This window comes from Streptomyces sp. Tek67B01, from assembly GCF_055231995.1.
In genome coordinates, this window is the sequence record NZ_JBUYUY010000001.1 from 4,113,213 (window position 1) to 4,132,876 (window position 19,664).

General features: G+C 69.9%; 23 protein-coding genes and 2 pseudogenes. 18 read left to right on the plus strand and 7 right to left on the minus strand.

The features are described from left to right. Nucleotides 1–29: 29 nt before the first annotated feature. The 6 genes from ACV7NM_RS18555 (at nucleotide 30) to ACV7NM_RS18580 (ending at nucleotide 6,091) form a co-directional block, all read left to right on the plus strand. Complete coding sequence (locus tag ACV7NM_RS18555) at nucleotides 30–1,262, plus strand: polysaccharide deacetylase family protein (RefSeq protein WP_463413974.1); 1,233 nt, start codon at nucleotides 30–32, stop codon at nucleotides 1,260–1,262. Nucleotides 1,263–1,328: 66 nt separating this feature from the next. Beyond that, entirely contained in the window at nucleotides 1,329–1,961 is a 633-nt protein-coding gene (locus ACV7NM_RS18560) for a TlpA family protein disulfide reductase (RefSeq protein WP_463411313.1), read from the plus strand. 4 nt (nucleotides 1,962–1,965) lie between these two features. Beyond that, a complete protein-coding gene (locus ACV7NM_RS18565; RefSeq protein ID WP_463411314.1) occupies nucleotides 1,966–2,745 on the plus strand; it encodes a cytochrome c biogenesis CcdA family protein in 780 nt (259 codons plus the stop codon). Nucleotides 2,746–2,758: 13 nt separating this feature from the next. Beyond that, on the plus strand, nucleotides 2,759–4,486 hold the full coding sequence (resB, locus tag ACV7NM_RS18570) for a cytochrome c biogenesis protein ResB (protein WP_463411315.1): 1,728 nt from the start codon (nucleotides 2,759–2,761) through the stop codon (nucleotides 4,484–4,486). Further along, nucleotides 4,483–5,559: a c-type cytochrome biogenesis protein CcsB gene (ccsB, locus tag ACV7NM_RS18575; RefSeq protein ID WP_463411316.1), complete on the plus strand. Its 1,077-nt coding sequence runs from the start codon at nucleotides 4,483–4,485 to the stop codon at nucleotides 5,557–5,559. Before resB ends, ccsB begins: the two co-directional genes overlap by 4 nt. Before the next feature lie 25 nt (nucleotides 5,560–5,584). After that, on the plus strand, nucleotides 5,585–6,091 hold the full coding sequence (locus ACV7NM_RS18580) for an SRPBCC family protein (protein WP_463411317.1): 507 nt from the start codon (nucleotides 5,585–5,587) through the stop codon (nucleotides 6,089–6,091). A gap of 52 nt (nucleotides 6,092–6,143) precedes the next feature. Here ACV7NM_RS18580 and ACV7NM_RS18585 read toward each other — a convergent pair whose 3' ends face one another. Next, entirely contained in the window at nucleotides 6,144–6,464 is a 321-nt protein-coding gene (locus ACV7NM_RS18585) for a PLD nuclease N-terminal domain-containing protein (RefSeq protein ID WP_463411318.1), read from the minus strand. A 90-nt stretch (nucleotides 6,465–6,554) separates the two neighbouring features. On the opposite strand from ACV7NM_RS18585, the gene ACV7NM_RS18590 reads away from it, so the two are divergent. The 3 genes from ACV7NM_RS18590 to mqnP are packed head-to-tail and all read left to right on the plus strand — an operon-like array spanning nucleotide 6,555 to nucleotide 9,408. Next, on the plus strand, nucleotides 6,555–8,012 hold the full coding sequence (locus ACV7NM_RS18590; protein WP_463411319.1) for a menaquinone biosynthesis decarboxylase: 1,458 nt from the start codon (nucleotides 6,555–6,557) through the stop codon (nucleotides 8,010–8,012). After that, nucleotides 8,009–8,488, plus strand: a complete 480-nt coding sequence (locus ACV7NM_RS18595; protein ID WP_463411320.1) for a hypothetical protein — start codon at nucleotides 8,009–8,011, stop codon at nucleotides 8,486–8,488. The genes ACV7NM_RS18590 and ACV7NM_RS18595 overlap by 4 nt, the downstream gene beginning before the upstream one ends. Continuing rightward, nucleotides 8,485–9,408, plus strand: a complete 924-nt coding sequence (gene mqnP / locus ACV7NM_RS18600) for a menaquinone biosynthesis prenyltransferase MqnP (RefSeq protein ID WP_463411321.1) — start codon at nucleotides 8,485–8,487, stop codon at nucleotides 9,406–9,408. The genes ACV7NM_RS18595 and mqnP overlap by 4 nt, the downstream gene beginning before the upstream one ends. Nucleotides 9,409–9,469: 61 nt before the next feature. On the opposite strand, the gene ACV7NM_RS18605 is transcribed toward mqnP, so the two are convergent. Then, nucleotides 9,470–10,009 (minus strand): rhomboid family intramembrane serine protease, encoded by a 540-nt coding sequence (locus ACV7NM_RS18605; protein ID WP_463413975.1) that lies wholly within the window; start codon nucleotides 10,007–10,009, stop codon nucleotides 9,470–9,472. 193 nt (nucleotides 10,010–10,202) lie between these two features. On the opposite strand from ACV7NM_RS18605, the gene ACV7NM_RS18610 reads away from it, so the two are divergent. Further along, nucleotides 10,203–10,889: a UbiX family flavin prenyltransferase gene (locus ACV7NM_RS18610; protein ID WP_463411322.1), complete on the plus strand. Its 687-nt coding sequence runs from the start codon at nucleotides 10,203–10,205 to the stop codon at nucleotides 10,887–10,889. Here ACV7NM_RS18610 and ACV7NM_RS18615 read toward each other — a convergent pair. Then, nucleotides 10,886–11,059 carry a hypothetical protein gene (locus ACV7NM_RS18615; RefSeq protein WP_463414159.1) on the minus strand — a complete coding sequence of 58 codons (174 nt, stop codon included), beginning with the start codon at nucleotides 11,057–11,059 and terminating at the stop codon, nucleotides 10,886–10,888. The two genes, ACV7NM_RS18610 and ACV7NM_RS18615, sit on opposite strands and share 4 nt — an antisense overlap. Nucleotides 11,060–11,143: 84 nt before the next feature. Between ACV7NM_RS18615 and ACV7NM_RS18620 the strand changes: the two genes are divergently transcribed. The 5 genes from ACV7NM_RS18620 to ACV7NM_RS18640 all read left to right on the plus strand — a co-directional run bounded on the left by ACV7NM_RS18620 (nucleotide 11,144) and on the right by ACV7NM_RS18640 (nucleotide 15,806). Continuing rightward, complete coding sequence (locus tag ACV7NM_RS18620; protein WP_073913168.1) at nucleotides 11,144–11,599, plus strand: Lrp/AsnC family transcriptional regulator; 456 nt, start codon at nucleotides 11,144–11,146, stop codon at nucleotides 11,597–11,599. A 108-nt stretch (nucleotides 11,600–11,707) separates the two neighbouring features. After that, a complete protein-coding gene (mqnE, locus tag ACV7NM_RS18625) occupies nucleotides 11,708–12,871 on the plus strand; it encodes an aminofutalosine synthase MqnE (protein ID WP_463411323.1) in 1,164 nt (387 codons plus the stop codon). Nucleotides 12,872–13,026: 155 nt separating this feature from the next. After that, nucleotides 13,027–13,551: an N-acetyltransferase family protein gene (locus ACV7NM_RS18630; RefSeq protein ID WP_463411324.1), complete on the plus strand. Its 525-nt coding sequence runs from the start codon at nucleotides 13,027–13,029 to the stop codon at nucleotides 13,549–13,551. A gap of 109 nt (nucleotides 13,552–13,660) precedes the next feature. Further along, complete coding sequence (locus tag ACV7NM_RS18635) at nucleotides 13,661–13,969, plus strand: DUF4229 domain-containing protein (RefSeq protein WP_463411325.1); 309 nt, start codon at nucleotides 13,661–13,663, stop codon at nucleotides 13,967–13,969. A gap of 499 nt (nucleotides 13,970–14,468) precedes the next feature. Then, nucleotides 14,469–15,806 carry a dicarboxylate/amino acid:cation symporter gene (locus ACV7NM_RS18640; protein ID WP_463411326.1) on the plus strand — a complete coding sequence of 446 codons (1,338 nt, stop codon included), beginning with the start codon at nucleotides 14,469–14,471 and terminating at the stop codon, nucleotides 15,804–15,806. Between the two features lie 97 nt (nucleotides 15,807–15,903). On the opposite strand, the gene ACV7NM_RS18645 is transcribed toward ACV7NM_RS18640, so the two are convergent. The 3 genes and pseudogenes from ACV7NM_RS18645 to ACV7NM_RS18655 all read right to left on the minus strand — a co-directional run bounded on the left by ACV7NM_RS18645 (nucleotide 15,904) and on the right by ACV7NM_RS18655 (nucleotide 17,262). Further along, nucleotides 15,904–16,164, minus strand: coding sequence for a hypothetical protein (locus tag ACV7NM_RS18645; protein WP_463411327.1), 261 nt, complete (start codon nucleotides 16,162–16,164; stop codon nucleotides 15,904–15,906). Between the two features lie 59 nt (nucleotides 16,165–16,223). Further along, entirely contained in the window at nucleotides 16,224–16,409 is a 186-nt protein-coding gene (locus ACV7NM_RS18650) for a DUF397 domain-containing protein (RefSeq protein WP_463411328.1), read from the minus strand. Beyond that, a pseudogene (locus tag ACV7NM_RS18655) lies at nucleotides 16,406–17,262 on the minus strand (helix-turn-helix domain-containing protein). Before ACV7NM_RS18655 ends, ACV7NM_RS18650 begins: the two are co-directional and overlap by 4 nt. Before the next feature lie 154 nt (nucleotides 17,263–17,416). Here ACV7NM_RS18655 and ACV7NM_RS18660 point away from each other — a divergent pair. Then, a pseudogene (locus ACV7NM_RS18660) lies at nucleotides 17,417–17,868 on the plus strand (ATP-binding protein). On the opposite strand, the gene ACV7NM_RS18665 reads toward ACV7NM_RS18660, so the two are convergent. Continuing rightward, nucleotides 17,813–18,193, minus strand: coding sequence for a MerR family transcriptional regulator (locus tag ACV7NM_RS18665; protein WP_463411329.1), 381 nt, complete (start codon nucleotides 18,191–18,193; stop codon nucleotides 17,813–17,815). The pseudogene ACV7NM_RS18660 and the gene ACV7NM_RS18665 sit on opposite strands and share 56 nt — an antisense overlap. A gap of 140 nt (nucleotides 18,194–18,333) precedes the next feature. Between ACV7NM_RS18665 and ACV7NM_RS18670 the strand changes: the two genes are divergently transcribed. Both ACV7NM_RS18670 and ACV7NM_RS18675 read left to right on the plus strand, forming a co-directional pair. Beyond that, complete coding sequence (locus ACV7NM_RS18670) at nucleotides 18,334–18,999, plus strand: class II aldolase/adducin family protein (protein ID WP_463411330.1); 666 nt, start codon at nucleotides 18,334–18,336, stop codon at nucleotides 18,997–18,999. Beyond that, nucleotides 18,996–19,466, plus strand: coding sequence for a carboxymuconolactone decarboxylase family protein (locus ACV7NM_RS18675; protein ID WP_463411331.1), 471 nt, complete (start codon nucleotides 18,996–18,998; stop codon nucleotides 19,464–19,466). Before ACV7NM_RS18670 ends, ACV7NM_RS18675 begins: the two co-directional genes overlap by 4 nt. Nucleotides 19,467–19,664: the final 198 nt, after the last annotated feature.

Genomic DNA, 19,664 nt, shown 5'->3' on the forward strand with positions numbered 1-19,664 from the left:
GTCGGTTTGTATGACATTTCATGAGCGATGTGCGCGACTTCAGCCGAAGGGCGTTGCTGGGCCTGGGACTTGGCGCCGTGACGGCCGGCATCGCCGGGTGTGGCGGCACGTCCGGTCCGGGCGGTGCGGGCGGTCCGGGGCCGGCGAGGCCCCGGGGCGGCGCCGAGCCCGACGCGCCCACCGTCAAGCCGATCGGCGACGGTTCCACCGCCGACACCGGTCCCCAGCCCCATCAGCCGGCGGCCCCCGTCCCGCTCCAGCCGGGCGAGATCCCGCCACAGTTCGTGGTGTTCAGCTGGGACGGCGCCGGCGAGGTCGGCAACGGTCTCTTCCCGCGCTTCCTGAAGGTCGCCAAGGACCACGGCGCGGCCATGACCTTCTTCCTCTCCGGGCTCTACCTGCTGCCCGAGTCCAAGAGGGACCTCTACCGGCCGCCCGGCAACCCCGTCGGCGCCTCCGACATCGGCTACCTGAACGACGACCACATCCGCGCCACCCTCACCCACGTGCGCCAGGCGTGGCTGGACGGCCACGAGATCGGCACCCACTTCAACGGCCACTTCTGCACCGGCTCCGGCTCCGTGGCCCACTGGAGCCCGGAGGACTGGCAGAGCGAGATCGACCAGGCCGTGTCGTTCGTCACCGACTGGCGGACCAACACCGGCTTCACCGACCTCCCCCCGCTGCCCTTCGACTACCGCAAGGAGCTGATCGGGGCCCGTACGCCCTGCCTGCTCGGCCAGGACAATCTGCTGCCCACCGCCCACAAGCTCGGCTGGCGCTACGACGCCTCCTCGCCCGGCGGCGAACAGCGGTGGCCGCGGAAGCGGGAGGGCCTGTGGGACCTGCCGCTGCAGTCGATGCCCTTCCCCGGGCACTCCTTCGAGGTGCTGTCGATGGACTACAACATCCTCGCGAACCAGTCCGTCAACACCACCCGGGGCGTTCCCGGCAACTACCCCGCCTGGCGCACCCAGGCCACCGCCGCCTATCTCGGCGGCTTCAAGCGGGCCTACGAGACCAACCGCGCGCCCCTGTTCATCGGAAATCATTTCGAGGACTGGAACGGCGGGATCTACATGGACGCCGTCGAGGAAGCCCTCAAGGGCATGTCGGACAAAAAGGACGTACGACTCGTGTCCTTCCGGCAGTTCGTCGACTGGCTCGACGTCCAGGACCCGCGCCTGCTCGCCAAACTGGGCGCCCTCACCGCCGGTCAGGAGCCGGCCGGTGGCTGGCGCACGTACCTCGTCTCCGGCTGACCAGCGGCTCGGTGCACGTCCGGGGGGCGCGGAAGATCCACAAATCGGTCATGCGAAACTTTTCACATGAGCCTTGGCCAAGCCCCCCGACGCCGCCGCTCGACCAGTGGCCGCGTCAGCCTGCTGACCGCGGTGACCCTCGCGAGCGCCCTGACCCTGACGGCGTGCGGCGATTCGGGCAGCAGCAAACCCTCCGGTTCCGCCGGCGGGAACTACGTCGCCGGCGCCGGCGGCATCTCCACCGTCGCCAAGGGCGAGCGCACCCAGGCGCCCAAGCTCGACGGCGAGACGGTCGACGGCAAGACGCTCGACACGACCACCCTCAAGGGCAAGGTCGTCGTCCTCAACGTCTGGGGCTCCTGGTGCCCGCCGTGCCGCGCCGAAGCCCCCTACTTCGCCAAGGTGTCGAAGGAGCTGGCGGACAGCGGCAAGGACGTCGCCTTCGTCGGGCTGAACATCAGGGACAACAGCAAGCAGAACGCCACCGCCTTCGAGGAGAACTTCGGGATCACCTACCCGAGCCTCTACGACCCCGACGGCCGGCTGATCCTCCGCTTCCCCAAGGGCACGCTGAACCCGCAGTCGATCCCCTCCACGGTCGTTCTCGACAAGGAGGGCAAGATCGCCGCCCGTACGCTGGTCGCGCTCAACGAGACCCAGCTGCGCTCGATGATCGAGCCGTTGCTCGCGGAGAAGTGACCCCGTGGTCACCGAGCTCCACCTCCTGGCCGCCGAGGCGACCGGCGTGAACACCACCGTCCTCAACGGGGCGCTGCTGCTCGCGCTGCCCCTCTCGCTGCTGGCCGGCCTGGTCTCCTTCTTCTCGCCGTGCGTGCTGCCCCTGGTCCCCGGCTACCTCTCCTACGTGACCGGGGTGGGCGGCGCCGACCTCGCCGACGCGCGGCGCGGTCGGATGCTGGCCGGGGCGAGCCTGTTCGTCCTCGGTTTCACGGCCGTCTTCGTCTCGACGGGCGCGCTCTTCGGCTACTTCGGGGACACCCTCGCCGAGAACAAGGACGTCATAGCGCGCGTCCTCGGCGGCCTGGTGATCCTGCTCGGCCTGTTCTTCATGGGGGCGATCCCCGGCCTGACGATGCGCGAGTTCCGCTTCCACAAGAAGCCGGCCGCCGGTCTCATCGGCGCGCCCCTGCTCGGCGTACTCTTCGGCGTCGGGTGGACCCCCTGTATGGGGCCCACCCTCGCCGCCGTCAACACGCTCTCCATCGACCAGGCGACCGCCGGCCGGGGCGCCCTGCTCACCACGGTGTTCTGCCTGGGACTCGGGGTGCCCTTCATCCTCACCGCTGTCGCCTTCCGCAAGGCGCTCGGCGCGTTCGGGTGGGTCAAGCGGCACTACGCGTGGGTGATGAGGATCGGCGGAGGGATGCTGATCGTCACAGGGCTGCTCCTCGTCACAGGTTGGTGGGGCACGCTCATCAGCGACATGCAGAGCTGGACCAACGGCTTCACGGTGGGGATCTGAGGACTACACGGACATGAGTACGACCGACAAGGCGCCCCCCGAGGCGTCCCAGCAGACCGAGGACGCCGCCGCCGGGGCGCAGCTGTCCACCGCCCCCCTGGAGGACGCCCCCGGCGCTCCCGTGGGGATCGGCGTGATCGGCTGGCTGCGCTGGTTCTGGCGCCAGCTCACCTCCATGCGGGTGGCGCTGATCCTGCTGTTCCTGCTCTCCCTCGCCTCCATTCCCGGCTCGCTCATCCCGCAGACCCAGGTCGACGCGATGAAGGTCGCCACCTGGAAGCGCGAACACGCCTCCTGGGTGACGGTCGCCGAGAAGCTCCAGCTGTTCGACGTGTACAGCTCGGTGTGGTTCTCCGCGATCTACCTGCTGCTGTTCGTCTCGCTGATCGGCTGCATCCTGCCCCGCTCCTGGCAGTTCGTGGGCCAGCTGCGCGGCCGGCCGCCCGGCGCGCCCAAGCGGCTCGACCGACTGCCCGCGTACACGACGTGGCGTACGGACAAGCCCGCCGACGAGGTCATCGCGGCGGCAGGGAAGGTGCTGGCGGGAAGCCGCTTCCGCACCGAGACGCGCACGGAGACGCGCACGGAGACGAGTGCGGAGCCGCGCGCCGGCTCCGTGGCGGGCGAGAAGGGCTACCTGCGCGAGGCCGGGAACCTGGTCTTCCACGTCGCCCTCATCGTGATGCTGGTGGCCTTCGCCTGGGGGCAGCTCTACAAGTCCGAGGGCGGCAAGCTCGTCCTGCGCGGCAAGGGCTTCTCCAACACGCTCACCCAGTACGACGACTTCAAGTCCGGGTCCTTCTTCACCCCCGACGACCTCCCGCCGTTCTCCTTCACCCTGGACCGGTTCGACGCCTCGTACGCGAAGACCGGCCCGCAGAAGGGCACCGCGCGCGACTTCAAGGCGCACGTCACCTTCCGCGACGGCGCGAACGGCGCACCGCACCAGCGCGAGATCGAGGTCAACAAGCCGTTGGAGGTCGACGGCTCCAAGGTCTACCTCCTGGGCCACGGCTACGCGCCGATCGTCTCGGTGACCGACCCCACCGGCAAGGTGATCTTCAAGGACGCGGTGCCGATGCTCCCGCAGGACTCCAACCTCACCTCCTCCGGCGCCATCAAGGTCACCGACGGCTACAAGGACAAGGACGGCAAGAAGGAGCAGCTCGGCTTCGGTGCCATGTTCGTGCCGACCTACGCGGGCGAGGGCAAGGGGACGATGTTCTCCCAGTTCCCCGACCTGGACTTCCCGGCGCTCATGTTGAGCGCCTGGCACGGCAGCCTCGGCGTGGACTCCGGTCTGCCGCAGAACGTCTACCAGCTCGACACGTCGAAGATGCAGATGTTCAAGGACGACTCCGGCCAGTTGTTCAAGCAGAAGATGCTGCCCGGGGAGACCATGACCCTGCCGGGCGGCGCGGGCACCGTGAAGTTCGAGGGCATCGAGCGCTGGGCCACCTTCTCGATCACCCACCAGCCCGGCAGCGGCCTCGCGCTCGCGGGCGCCATCGCCGCCATCGGCGGACTGGCCGGCTCCCTGTTCATCCAGCGCCGCCGGATCTGGGTCCGGGCGGTCACGGACGAGGACGGGGTGACCGTCGTGGAGATGGCCGGTCTCGGCCGCAGCGAGTCCACCAAGCTCCCCGAGGAGCTGGGAGCGCTCGCCGCCGCGCTCCACCAGCAGGCGCCCACGGCGCCCGACCAACCTGTCAAGGAAACCGTTGAAGGGGAGCGCGGATGACGCCGCTCGCAGCCGAGGCCAATGAGAACCTGGCCCAGATCAGCAACTACCTGGTCTATTCGTCGATGGCGGTCTACACGTTCGCCTTCCTCGCCCACATCGCCGAGTGGATCTTCGGCAGCCGCAGCAAGGTAGGCCGTACCGCCGCCGCGCTGACCGGGACCAAGGCCGCCGCCCCGGCGGTGCAGGTGCGCGGCAAGGGGGGCACCGCGGTCCTCGACCGGCCGCAGGTGGTCACCCGTTCCGCCGCCGGCACCCGTGACGTCCCGGACGGCCCCGGCGCCGCGGGCGGCACCGAGCAGGGCGACCTGTACGGGCGGATCGCGGTCTCGCTGACCGCGCTCGGCTTCCTCATCGAGGCGGCCGGTGTCGTCGCGCGCGCGACGTCCGTGAAGCGGGCCCCCTGGGGCAACATGTACGAGTTCTCGCTCACCTTCTCCACGGTGGCCGTCGCCGCGTACCTGATCCTGCTGCTGCTCAAGAAGAACGTCCGCTGGATGGGTCTGATCCTGGTCACGACCGTCCTGCTGGACCTGGGCATCGCCACCACCTGGCTGTACACGGCGAGCGACCAGCTGGTCCCGGCCCTGCACTCGTACTGGCTGTGGATCCACGTCTCCACCGCGATCATCTGCGGCGCGGTCTTCTACATCGGTGCGACGGGCACGCTGCTGTACCTGTTCCGCGACGGGTACGAAGCCCGGCTGGAGCGCGGCGAGCAGCCGGGCCGCTTCGCGACCTCGGTCATGGAGCGCCTGCCCTCGGCGGCCACGCTCGACAAGTTCTCCTACCGGATCAACGCGGCGTTCTTCCCGCTGTGGACGTTCACGATCATCGCGGGCGCGATCTGGGCGGGCGACGCCTGGGGCCGGTACTGGGGCTGGGACCCCAAGGAGGTCTGGTCCTTCGTGACGTGGGTGGCGTACGCCTGCTACCTGCACGCGCGGGCCACGGCGGGCTGGAAGGGCCGCAAGGCCGCCTACCTGGCGCTGTTCGCCTTCGCCTGCTGGATCTGGAACTACTACGGCGTGAACATCCTGCTCAACGGCAAGCACTCGTACGCGGGCGTCTGACCGGCGGTAGTGGGACGCTGGTGTCATGTCTCCCGTGAGCCATGGCACCAGCGAGAGCCCCGGTGGGGGCCGCCTGCTGATCCGCTTCGAGCCGCACTTGGCGCACTCCTACGAGGACCTCTGGCCCGCCCTGACCACGGCGGACGGGCTGAGCGGCTGGCTGGGCGAAGCGGACGTCCTGGAACGGCACCTCGACGGCGCCGTCACCCTGCGCCCCCTCGACGGCGGCCCGACGGCCTCGGGCCGGATCACGGCCTGGGACGTGGAGCGGGTCGTGGAGTACACGCTCGGCGGGCTCGGGCGGCTGCGCTTCCACCTGGAGCCGGTCGGTACGGACTCGACGGTGATCCGGTTCCTGAACGAGCGCGAGGGCCCGGGGCGCGAAGCCGGCGACCCCCTCGACGCCCTTGCGGACTGGCACCAGCACTTCGAGCTCCTCGAAGCCGCGCTGACGGACCCCACCGCGTGGACGCAGGCCCGCCGCGCCGAACTGCGCGACTCCTACGCGAGGCCCCTCACCGGACGGCGCTGAGCAGTCGCCCCCGAGCCGATCAGTCCCCCGAGCCGGTGAGTCCCCGAGCCGATCAGTCCTTGTCGGTGTCCTTGTCCCTGTCCCCGTTCTTGTCCGTGTTCTTGTCGTGCTCCTCGCGCAGGGACCGCAGGAACTCCGGGTTGTCGTCGGGCGCCACCCATTCGGTGCGGCGACCACGGCCGCCGCCGGCCGTGGTCCGGGTCCTGCCCGCGAACAACCACACCACCGGTCCGACGATCGAGAACAGCAGGATGATCAGCACCCACACCACCTTCGGCAGGTGCTTGACCTCCTCCTCCGGCGTGTTCAGGCAGTCGATGAAGGCGTAGATGGTCAGCGCGATGATCAGCAGGAACGGCAGGTAGCGCAGCACGGTGCGGGACCGACTCCCAGGCAGTGACGGCGGGCCCACGCGGAGCCCCGGTGACGTCCCCAGGGTAGTAGGTGACGGATACTGGGCCCCATGGCTTACGACGATCTCCGCTCGCTGCTCCGGGCTCTGGAGCGGGAGGGCGACCTCAAGCGCATCAAGGCCGAAGTCGACCCCTACTTGGAGGTCGGGGAGATCGTCGACAGAGTCAACAAGGCCGGTGGCCCCGCGCTTCTCTTCGAGAACGTCAAGGGCTCGGCCATGCCGCTCGCCATGAACGTCTTCGGGACCGACCGCCGGCTGCTCAAGGCCCTCGGCCTGAAGTCGTACGCGGAGATCAGCGACAAGATCGGCGGTCTCCTGAAGCCCGAGCTGCCCCAGGGCTTCATCGGCGTGCGCGAGGCGTTCGGCAAGCTCGGCTCGATGGTGCACGTGCCGCCGAAGAAGGTGAAGGGCGAGTCCGCCCCGGTCCAGGAGGTCGTCCTCACCGGCGACGACGTGGACCTCGACCGCCTCCCGGCCCTGTTCACCTGGCCCAAGGACGGCGGCTCCTTCTTCAACCTGGGCCTGACGCACACCAAGCACCCGGAGACGGGCGTGCGCAACCTCGGCCTCTACCGCCTCCAGCGCCACGACAAGCGCACCATCGGCATGCACTGGCAGATCCACAAGGACAGTCGCAACCACTACGCGGTCGCCGCCGCGCGCGGTGAGCGGCTGCCGGTCGCGATCGCCTTCGGCTGTCCGCCAGCGGTGACGTACGCGTCCACCGCGCCGCTGCCGGGCGACATCGACGAGTACCTCTTCGCCGGGTTCGTCGCGGGCAAGCGCATCGAGATGGTCGACTGCAAGACGGTCCCGCTCCAGGTGCCGGCCAACGCCGAAGTGGTCATCGAGGGTTGGCTGGAGCCGGGCGAGATGCTGCCGGAGGGGCCGTTCGGCGACCACACCGGCTTCTACACCCCGCAGGAACCCTTCCCGGCGCTGACGATCGACTGCGTGACGATGCGCAAGCGTCCGCTCCTCCAGTCGATCGTGGTGGGTCGCCCGCCGACCGAGGACGGGCCGCTGGGGCGGGCGACGGAACGCTTCTTCCTGCCCCTGCTCAAGATCATCGTCCCGGACATCGTGGACTACCACCTCCCCGAGTCGGGCGGCTTCCACAACTGCGCGATCGTCTCGATCGACAAGAAGTACCCCAAGCACGCCCAGAAGGTCATGCACGCCATCTGGGGCGCGCACATGATGTCGCTGACCAAGCTGATCATCGTGGTGGACAAGGACTGCGACGTCCACGACCTGCACGAGGTGTCCTGGCGGGCGCTCGGCAACACCGACTACAGCCGTGACCTCACCGTCGTCGAAGGTCCCGTGGACCACCTGGACCACGCCTCCTACCAGCAGTTCTGGGGCGGCAAGGCCGGCATCGACGCGACGAAGAAGCTGCCCGAGGAGGGCTACACCCGCGACGGCGGCTGGCCCGACATGGTGGAGTCCGACCCCGCGACGGCCGCCCTGGTCGACAGCCGCTGGAAGGAGTACGGCCTGTGAGCCCGATCGGCGTGAGCGGCCCCGAGCTCTTCATCGGCACCGACACGGCCTACGTGGCCTTGGTGCGGCCGCGGTTGGACCCCGCCGACCCGGAGGTCCGCGAGGCCGCCGAACAAGCGGGCGTCTCGGCGGAGGAGTTCGTGGGGCCCGGCAACGTCTGGGCGCTGATGTGGGAGGACGAGACCGGTGAGGGCGGCGGCTTCGAGCTGCCGGGCCTCAGGGACGCGGAGGCCGAGGACTTCGCCGCCCGCCTGCTGGCCGAGCTGTCCTTCGAGACCGGGCCGTTCATCGTCGGGGCGGGCGAGGTGCTGCGCCTCCAGGCCTACCCCGGAGAGGGTGGCGCGGACTGCCGTTTCCTGTCCACCATCACCCCGCCGGAGGGCGAGGAGCTGTCCCCGCTCACGCTGGAGATCCCGGCCGTGGACGCCGGCGCGCTGCGCGCCGATCTCGAAGACTTCCGCAGGAGCCTCGCATGATGACGACAGCCGACGGGGTGGTCGGTCCCGGCTCCGCGCCGCAGGCCCCGGGCAAGGTCAAGGCGTTCCTGCGGCTCGTGATGATCGAGCACTCGGTCTTCGCGCTGCCCTTCGCCTACATCGCCGCCCTGACCGCCATGTTCCGGCTCGACCAGACGATGCACTGGCTGAAGCTGCTGCTCGTCACGGTCTGCATGGTCGGCCTGCGGACCTTCGCGATGGCCGCCAACCGGATCATCGACCGCGAGATCGACGCCCGCAACCCCCGCACCGCCGGGCGCGAACTCGTCACCGGCGCGGTTTCCGTACGCTCCGCCTGGACGGGGGCCGGCGTGGCGCTGGCCGTGTTCCTGGGCTCGGCGGCGCTGCTGAACCCGCTGTGCCTGGCGCTCGCGCCGCTCGCCGTGCTCCCGATGGTGGTCTACCCGTACGGCAAGCGGTTCACGAACTTCCCCCACGCCATCCTCGGCCTGGCCCAGGCGATGGGTCCGATCGGGGCCTGGCTGGCCGTCACCGGCGAGTGGTCCTGGGACGCGGTGATCCTCGGCCTCGCCGTGGGTGTGTGGATCGGCGGCTTCGACCTGATCTTCGGCTGCCAGGACGTGGCCGCCGACCGCGCGGAGGGCGTGAAGTCGGTCCCGGCCCGCTTCGGCATTCCGGCGGCGCTGTGGGGCGCGCGCGGCGCGCACGTCGTGACCACCGGCCTGCTGGCCTGGTACGCGGTGGCCACGCACGCCGGGGTGTTCTTCTGGATCGGCCTGGTCATCGTCGTGGCCGCCTTCCTCTACGAGCACACGATCGTCACGCCGCACGACCTGTCCCGGCTGAACCGCGCCTTCTTCACGGTGAATGGTTTCATCGGGATCGCGCTCTTCGTGTGCGCCGTACTGGATCTCGCCGTGCGGGGCCTGACCCTCTAGCCGTCAGCTCGTCAGCTCGTCAGCTCGTCAGCCCGTCAGACGGCCAGGTACGGGCTGCCCGTCAGACGGCCAGGGCCGGTCGCTCCGGGCGGCGGAAGAGGAACGCCGTCGCCACGCCCGCGAGGAGTCCGAAGAGGTGCCCCTGCCAGCTGATCATCGAATCGGTGGGCAGGACGCCCGACAGGAACGTGGTGCCCCAGACGGCGGCGATGGCGAGCCCGACCACCACCCCCAGCGGTCGGCGTTCCACGAAGCCGCGCACCAGCAAGTACCCGAAGAGTCCGAAGATCAGGCCCGACGCGCCGGCGGTGACGGAGTGCGAAGGGGACGTCAGCCACACCGCGAAGCCGTCGGCCAGGATGATCACCGCCGACACCGCGAGGAAGCGGCGTATCCCGCCGAGGGCGGCGACGAAGCCCAGCACCAGCAGCGGGAGACTGTTGGACGCCACGTGGTCGAAGCCGAAGTGCAGGAACGGGGCCAGCGGTATCCCGCCCAGGCCGTCGCTCTCGCGGGCGGTGATCCCGTACGCGTCCAGCGCGTGCCCGGTGGCGTAGTCCACGGCCTCGATCACCCACAGCAGCGCGACCCAGCCCAGCATCAGCTTCGCGGCGGCCTTGGCCCGGTCGGCACGGCCCCATTCCCCGCCCGGCCGTACGGCCCGCTCCGCATGCCCTTCCCGCCCCGCGCGCACCTGCTCCACGGCGAACGCCCCCCGTCTTTCGTGTCCACCCCTTGAACGTCCGGGCACCTTACTCCGTGCCCGCTCGCGGTGGCCGGATAGTCTCGGAGTCATGACTGACGGCAAGCGCACCCCGTGGGTGGTCGGGGTTTCCGGGGCGTCCGGGACGCCGTACGCGGGGGCGGTGCTCCGGGGGCTTCTCGCGGCGGGCGAAAGCGTCGACCTGGTGGTGAGCCGGGCGTCGCGCCTCACCCTGCTGGACGAGACCGGCATCGCGTTCCGTGACGCGCACTGGCGCGAGGACCTCGCCCGGTGGCTGGAACGCGGCGCGGACGGCAAGCCGGGCAGTTTCGCGACGCCCGCGCTGGACGACGTGCGCCACTGGGGTGCGGGGGACCTGGCCGCCGGGCCGAGTTCGGGTTCGTACCCGGTGAAGGGGATGCTGATCGTGCCCGCGTCCACGGCGTGCGTCGCGGGCGTGGCGCTGGGACTTTCGAAGGACCTGCTCCAGCGCGTCGCGAGCGTGACGCTCAAGGAGCGGCGCCGGCTGGTGGTCGCGGTGCGGGAGACTCCGCTGAACGGTCAGACCTTGAAGCACTTGGTGGCGCTGGACGAGGCGGGCGCGGTCGTGCTGCCCGCCTCTCCGGCGTTCTACGCGGGTGCGACGCACATCCAGGATCTGGTGGACTTCGTCGCGGGGCGGGTGCTCGATGCGGCGGGTGTGCCGCACCGGCTGTACCGCAGGTGGGAGGGGGAGCTCGGACGTTCCCGTGCTCCCCGGGAGGCGAGCGGTGCTTAGCGCTTCTTGTCGGTGCGCGGCTTGCGCATCTTGTCGACGCGGTGCGCGGCGGACGGCTGGTCGGTGCGGGATCGGTTGGCCAGCTCCTGAAGCTGTCGCATGTGCGCGTAGGCCATCTCGATCGTGTACACGGTGAACCACTCCTGAAGATCGTCTTTGATCTGTTGCAAGTTTTCACAGGGAGTTGACCCCTGTGTGCCTTAGATTCTATACCTAGACTCGCAGAATCGCCGAATAATGGAAGGCTCCACGTAATGGACACGGTGGACAGGCAGCTCATCCAGGCACTCCGGGAAAACGGCCGTGCCTCGTACGCGGAGCTGGGCCGTCTCGTGGGCCTCTCCGGCCCCAGCGTCACCGACCGCATCAACCGTCTGGAGACGGCGGGCGTGATCACGGGCTACCGCGCGACCGTGGACGCGGCCTCGCTCGGTCTCGGCGTAACGGCGCTGATCGGCATCTCGCTCTCCGACGCCGCCGACCACGAAGACGTGGCCCGCCGGCTGCGCGACCTCGCCGAGATCGAGGACTGCTGGTTCATCGCCGGCGACGACTCCTTCATGTTGAAGGTGCGCGCCAGCGACGTGGACGGCCTGGAGAAGATCATCCGTAGGCTCTCCGGCACCAAGGGCGTCTCGCGCACCCGCACCACCATCGTGCTCTCCACGAAGTGGGAGAACCGGGTCGGGGAACTGCCCGAGGAGGGCTGAGAGTACGGTGGGTGGCGGTTGCGGCCACCCGGACCACGGGTCGAGGCGGCAACGCGCAGGGCACGGGCAGTGCAGGACAGATCAGGACAGGCAGAGGAGAGGACCGGCATGGACGCTGGGCTCAAGCGTGAGCTGGAGGAGAAGGTCCGTTCCGGCGAGCGGCTGACCCGTGAGGACGGCATCGCCCTCTACGAGTCCGACGACCTGGCCTGGCTGGGCGGCCTCGCCCACGAGGTGCGCACGCGCAAGAACGGTGACGTCGTCCACTTCAACGTCAACCGTCACCTCAACATGACCAACGTGTGCACCGCGTCCTGCGCGTACTGCTCGTTCCAGCGCAAGCCGGGCGAGAAGGACGCGTACACGATGCGCATCGAGGAGGCCGTCCGCCTGGCCAAGGCCATGGAGAACGAGAACCTCACCGAGCTGCACATCGTCAACGGCCTGCACCCGACCCTGCCGTGGCGCTACTACCCGCGCTCGCTCTCCGCCCTCAAGGAGGCGCTGCCGAACGTCTCGCTGAAGGCGTTCACGGCCACCGAGATCCACCACTTCGAGACGATCTCCGGCATGTCGGCCTCCGACATCCTGGACGAGCTGATCGAGGCCGGCCTGGAGTCGCTGACCGGCGGCGGCGCCGAGATCTTCGACTGGGAGGTCCGCCGGCACATCGTGGACCACCGCACCCACTGGGAAGACTGGTCGCGCATCCACCGCCTGGCGCACTCCAAGGGCCTCAAGACCCCCTCGACCATGCTCTACGGGCACATCGAGGAGCCGCGCCACCGCGTGGACCACGTGCTGCGGCTGCGCGAGCTCCAGGACGAGACCGGCGGCTTCCAGGTCTTCATCCCGCTGCGCTACCAGCACGACTTCGTGGACATGCAGGACGGCAAGGTCCGCAACAAGCTCCAGGCGCGCACGACGATGGCGACCGGGGCCGAGGCGCTCAAGACCTTCGCCGTCTCCCGGCTCCTCTTCGACAACGTGCCGCACGTGAAGGTCTTCTGGGTGATGCACGGCGTGCAGACCGCCCAACTCGCGCTCCAGCACGGCGCCGACGACATGGACGGCTCGGTCGTCGAGTACAAGATCACGCACGACGCCGACAACTACGGCACCCCGAACAAGCTGGGCCGTGACGACCTCCTGGAGCTCATCCGGGAAGCCGGTTTCCGCCCGGTCGAGCGCAACACGCGGTACGAGATCATCCGCGAGTACCCCGGCCCGGAAGCGGACCTGCGCGAGTCGCCGCAGGCGATGCGCGTCTGACGCTCCGCGCGCCGCACGACGGAGGCGAGCCCCGGTCCTGGTGGACCGGGGCTCGCGCCGTTCCGGGGAGGCGGAGGCGAAGGCGGAAGCGAAGGCGAAGGCGAAGGCGGGGAAAATGGTTGCCGAGCCACATAGGTAATAGATACTCTTCGGGTATGATCCTTACTTTCACCCTGGACCCCGTCGTCGATCCGGCCCTGCGCGACGGACTCCTCGACCTCTGGACGGAGGTCAGCAACGCGGGTGGCGCGGTCGGCTTCGTCCCGCCCGTCACCGCCGAGGACGTGCGGCCCGCGCTGGTCAAGCACCTCGTGGCGATGGCGGAGGGAAGCCACCGTCTGATCGTGGGCCACGACGGGGAGGGCCGGGTCGTCGCCGCCGCCGTCCTCGCCCTCAACCAACACCGGCTCATGCGGCACTGGGTCATGGCCTACACCGTGATGGTCGCCCCCGACCTCCAGGGCCGGGGCGCCGGCCGCGCCCTGATGGCGGCCGTCGCCGACGCCGCCCGCGCCCTGGACGGCATCGAGGCCGTCCGCCTGAGCTGCCGCGGCGGCCTCGGCTTGGAGCACTTCTACGCCGCCTGCGGCTACAAGGAGGTCGGCCGCGTCCCCGACGCCATCCGCGTCGGCCCCGGTGACGACCGCGACGACATCACGATGCTGCTCCCGCTGCACTGACGGCGGAGGGGCGCGGGGCCGGCGACCCCGGCGGACCGGAGCCGGGCCGCGGCGTGCTTCACTGGATGGGCACGTGCCGCCGTACGAAGACGAGAGAGAAGGGGTCACCGTGTCCCTCAAGCCGAGCGCGACGATCCGCTACACCGCGATGCGCCTGAGCATCTTCGTCGGGTGTCTGGTGCTCGTCGCCGTATTCGTCCGCCTGGGCTGGGTGCCCTCCGCGTTGGGCGACGCGAACTTCGCCTGGATCGTGCTCCTCGCCCTCGTCCTCTCCGCCCCGCTGTCCTTCGTGCTCCTGCGCAAGCAGCGCGACGAGATGTCCGCGCAGATCTCCGGACGCGTCGCGGGTGCGAAGCAGAAGCTCGCCGAGAACCGTGGCCAGGAGGACGCCGCCGACGACGCCGCCCGCGTCGGCTAGCGCGCCCCCGGGCCCGGCCCGGTTAGCTTCATCACACATCCAAACGCATCCGCGAACGCCCCAGCGACGGGAACACCACCCGTGCCGCTGGGGCGTTCGTGCGTACCGGCACGGCCATGGCCGCCACCTTGGCTCAAAGGGCGCCTTTGAGATTCTCAAAGGAGAAGTGTTAGCGTGTTCAACATGTTGACCACAGTTGCGCACCAGATGACCGCGAGCGTTCCGCTCGTGGCGCGCCTGCACGTCGACCTCTGCCGCCGCGTGTCCGCGGCCTGTTGCTGTTGTCGCTGACGCCGTCGCGGTAGACGTCGTCACGGTCGACGTCGCCGTCGCCCCGACCGACCCAGCAACGGTCCCGGCCGGCCTGGCACCTTCCGGGTGCTGCCGCACCGTGTCCCCACCGCGTTGTCACACCGCCGCAGGAACCTTTCGCCCCGTCCCTGCGCGTCCCCGATCCCCACGACTTCACGCGTCGTCCTCTACGCGTCACCCCCGGAGAGTGTCCGTGTCCGCCACCCCCCAGGCCCCGGCCCCCGCCGCCAAGGCCTCGTTCAAGTTCCCGTTCTGGGCCCAGATCGTCACCGGTCTCGCGCTCGGCGTGCTGTTCGGCTGGCTCGCCAAGAGCCAGGACATCAGCTGGCTGGGCACCACCCTGGAGAAAATCGGCGACATCTTCATCCAGCTGCTCAAGCTGGCCGTCGCCCCCCTCGTCTTCTTCGCGATCCTGGTGTCCATCACCAACCTGCGGAAGGTGAACAACGCCGCGCGCCTGGCCTCCCGCACCCTGCTCTGGTTCATGATCACCTCGCTGATCGCGGTCGGCATCGGCCTCGCCATCGGCCTGCTGACCAACCCGGGCGCCGGTACCGGGCTTACCCCGCAGGACGGCAAGCTGCCCAAGCACCACGGTTCGTGGATCGACTTCCTGACCGGCATCGTGCCGAAGGACATCATCACGCCGTTCACCGAGCTGAACGTCCTCCAGATCGTCTTCCTCGCCGCCGTCGCCGGTATCGCCGCCCTCAAGCTCGGCAGCAAGGCGCAGCCGGTCCTCACCCTCGCCGAGTCCGTTCTGGAGCTGCTCCAGAAGGCCCTGTGGTGGGTCATCCGCCTCGCGCCCATCGGCACCGTCGGGCTCATCGGCACCGCGATCGCCACGTACGGCTGGGACCTGATCGGCAAGTACGCGACCTTCACCGCGGACGTCTACATCGGCTCCGCCCTGGTGATGTTCGGCGTGTACCCGTTGCTCCTCGCGACGGTCGCCAAGGTCAACCCGCTCCAGTTCTTCAAGGGCGCCTGGCCGGCCATCCAGCTGGCCTTCGTCTCCCGCTCCTCGGTCGGCACCATGCCGGTCACCCAGAAGGTCACCGAACGCCTCGGCGTCCCCAGGGAGTACGCCTCCTTCGCCGTCCCGTTCGGCGCCACGACCAAGATGGACGGCTGCGCCGCGATCTACCCGGCGCTCGCGGCGATCTTCATCGCGCAGATCTTCGACGTCCAGCTGGGCATCAAGGAGTACCTGCTCATCGCGTTCGTGTCGGTGGTCGGTTCCGCCGCCACGGCGGGTCTGACCGGCGCCACGGTCATGCTGACGCTGACCCTCTCCACGCTCGGCCTGCCGCTGGAGGGCGTGGGCCTGCTGATGGCGATCGACCCGATCCTGGACATGATGCGCACCGCCACCAACGTGGCCGGCCAGGCCGTCGTCCCGGTCATCGTCTCGGCGCGCGAGGGAATCCTGGACAAGAAGGCCTACGCGGCCGCCTCGTCCTCCCCGCTCGAAGAAGTGACGCCGGAAGACCCGGCCCGCACCCCGGTGGCCGTCGCCGCCTGACGCCCCGTACGCACGAACACCGCGGCCCCCCGCCCCATAGGGCGGGGGGCCGCGGTGTTCGCCGTGGCCGAGAAAGTGGCCGAGACCGCGGTGCGGCTCAGGCGGTGAGCGCCCGGACGTAGGCGACGAGGCCGAGCGCGAGAGGCACGAGGTACCACCACCGGCTCATGGTGCGGCGGTACACCGGGAGGAGCGAGAGCAGCAGCCCGAGCAGGCTGACGCACAGCGCCGCGACGGTGCACGCCTCGATGTCGGCGCGGGTGTGGTCGTCGTGGGGCCCGTCGGGCCGCATGAGCAGGGCGATCCCGCAGAAGTACGCCGCCGCCAGGTAGACGAGCCCGAGCGGCACCCCGAGCACCCACCGCAGACACCCCTGGTCCTCGGGCAGGTCGACGACCTCGCGCCGCGCCGTCCGGCTCAGCGTGCGAAGGCCACGAACCCCGCCCAGGCGGCGGGGCCGAAGGCGAGGTGGGGGATGTCGGTGTCCTTGGAGTCCCGGACGAGGACGGCGGCGGGGGTGGCGGCGACCTCGACGCAGTCGTTGATGTCACTGCTGTCGCTGTAGCTGCTCTTGAACCATTGCAGCTCGGACTTGGGGATCATATTTCTCGCAGCAATTGCTCGATGAAGGCCCGGGATGCCCGTGGTGAGAGAGCCTGCGCCCGGATCATGCCATAGCGCAGCTCCAAGATCTGAAGCTGCCGCGGCTCGGATACCGGGCGGCCGTTGAACACGCCTTCAGAGCGTCCGACCGCCGTACCGTCACCGAACTTCAGCACCTGGATCAGGCCCCCCATCCCGGCGTGGTCATCGCAGTTGGTAGGCATCACCTGAATCGTGACGTTCCGCAACTGAGCTAATTCCAGTAGGCGTTCAAGCTGCCTACGCAGAACCATTGTGCCTCCGATGGTGCGCCGAAGGGTTACCTCTTCTTGGACGAAGCTGAGCGCAGGCGCCGGCACGCGCTCGAAGATCGACTGGCGTGCCAAACGCCCCGCCATGCCTCGCTCTACTTCTTCGTGTGACTGAGGAGGTTGCGCCATCTCGAACAGCGCCCGTGCGTAGCCGTCGGTCTGGAGCAGACCGTGCAGGTTGTGGTTGCCGTAGGCCGACAGCTCCACCGCCCGGGCCTCCAGCTTCGCCAGGTCCCGCACCTTCTTCGGGTACCGGACCTGCTCCGTTCCGGCTTCATCGCGCGGATCTTCCCGCACGCCCCCAACGCCTCGTCCGCCTTGTCCAGGTACTCCGGGCGCGGGATGCGCTTGCCCGACTCGACCTTGCGGACCAGGTCCTCCCCGTACCCGATCTCCACGCCCAGGTCCGAGGCCCGCTTCCCCGCCTGCTCCCGCCAGGTACGGAGCTGGCGGCCCAGCGCGGACAGGACCGCGACCCCCTGTTCGTCCTCGGGATCGACGTCCCAGCCGGCGTCTTCCGTACCGTCACTGTCCACGCCCATGCGCACTACCGCCGACGAGCCGATGTCCTCAACGCCCCCTACCCGGGGCAACGGTCCGGACCGACCGGACAGCACCGGACAACGTCCGGACAAACCCCGGACGCAAGGGCGTTGTGCCTTCTCACGCTACGCACGCACCGCCACGCTCTGTGAGGTGAACAGCGAACTCGCCGGAACCGCGCTCGACGCCCGGCACTATGACGTCCTCCTGTCCTCAACCCCCCGAGGGGCGCGCCTCGCCCGGCTGCTGGCCGTCGAGCAACTGCGCGGTTGGGGGCTGCCCTTGGACGCGCCCCGCGCCATCGTGGCCGAGCTCGCCGCGAACGCCGTCACCCACGGCCGGGTGCCGGGGCGGGGGTTCCGGCTGGAGCTGGTCGCGCGTCCGGGGCTCTTGCGGATCGAGGTGGCCGACACGCGGGTGACCGGCTGCCCGAGCTGCGCGCCCCCGGGCGGGGGCTGGTGCTGGTCGACGCGTACGCCGACCGGTGGGGCGTACGGGAAGGGCCCGCGCCCGGGAAGGTGGTGTGGGCGGAGGTCTCGTGGGCCGGGGCTAAGGCGACTGCGTCTCCCAGGCGGCCATCTGCTCGCGGAACTTGGGGCAGCTGACGATGTCCTCCTCGCCGCACTGCAAGGCGTGGACCAAGAGCTGATGGGCGTGGTCGAGGTCGATCATGCGCTGCTCGACCTCGGCGATCTTGGCGCGGATCATCGCCTGCCTGCGCGGTTGGTCCTCCTGGAACTCGCCGATCTCCGACAGGGTCAGCCCGGCCTGCTGGCACTTGCGCAGCACCACGATCCGTTGCGCGGCCTCCGGCGGGTAGCGCCGCTGCCCGCTCTGGCGCTCGGGCGTGGGCAGCAGGCCGTGGCGTTCCCAGAACCGGATGGCCGACGCCGGCACTCCGGTGATCTCCGCGAGCTGTCCGATGGTCATGCGCACGTAGCCACTCCTCCCGTTCCGGCTCGGTCCGGCCCTTCGACCGCTTGACTTGAACCTGAGTTTAAGTTGAAGAGTGGGGTGTGCGGGCACGGCGGCGATCGAGAGCCGCCGGCAGCGGACTTCGGAGGTGCCGGATGGCAACCACACAGGCGGCGAACGAGCGGGCTGACGAGCTGGTCGCGGCGGCGGAGACGCTCTTCGCGGCGGGGGTGATGTCCCACTCGGGGCACGCCAACCTCAGCGCCCGGCTCGACGCCGACAGCTTCCTGCTGACGCCGGGATTCGTCCGCGGGCTGCGGCCCGAGGACCTGGCGACCGTCAGCCTCGACGGCGAGATCCTGGAGGGCGAACTGCGGTCGGTCAGCACTGAGATCATCTCCATGCACAGTGCCGTCTACCGGGCCCGCCCGCAGGTGGGCGCTGTCATCCACACCCACTCGCCCTCCGCGACGGCCTTCGCCGTCGCGCACCGGCCGCTGCCGTGCCGGACCGAGCCCATGCTGCGCTTCGGGCAGCCCGAGGAGGTTCCGGTGGTGCCGTGGGGGCCGCGCGGGTCCGACGTATCCGTGCGCGGCATGGTCGACGTACTGGAACGGCGCCCCACGACCTCGGCGGCCCTGCTGGCCAACCACGGCCTCATCGTGTTCGGGTCGGACTCGGCGGCCACCGCCCACCTGGTGGTGGCCATCGAGGAGAGCGCCGAGGCGGAGCTCGCGGCGGCGGCGATCGGCGGGGCCGTGGACTTCCCCGAGGGCGCCCTGGCCGCCGTACGCGCCTCGATCGCCCGGGTCGCCTCATGACCGCCGACGCGACGGCCGACGACACGACGGGCGACGACACGACGGGCGACGGCGCGACGGGCTACGGCGCGCCGGGCGACGATGCCCTCGCCCGGCGCACCGAGGCGGTGCGCGCCCGTTACCGCTCCACCCTCGGGGGCGTTCCGGGCGGTGTGCAGGACCGACTGCGCCTGGCGCGGGACTTCGACCGGCTGCCCACCGAGGAGGCACTCGCGGCGCTGCGGCACATCGTGCTGACCGACAACCCGCTGGGCGCGCGCGTGCAGCAACTCGTCCACTTCGGTCAACTCCTTTCCCTGGGGCGGGAACACCCCGCCCGCATCCACGCCCAGGGCGCCCTCCACGCCGGCGCCACCGTCGCCGACCTCATCGGAGTCGCCGAGACGGCCCTCATCACCTCGGGCGTCCCGGCGTACGCCTTGGGTGCGGAGATCGTCATCGACCTCCTGGCGGCCACCGCCCCCTGACGCCCCCCGTGCCGGGGCGGGTCTGGTAAGGGGCGCGGTGCCGACCGGGGGGCAGGTCGGTGGGGTGGTTTGGGGGTAAATGTCGACAGGGGAGCGGGGGTGGTTCACCGGGTCGTCGTGGACCGGGACCCGGTGGCGTTAGTCCCTGTACTACCAATGACGAAGAGGGTGAATGACCCCCGACCAACCCTCCCGGCC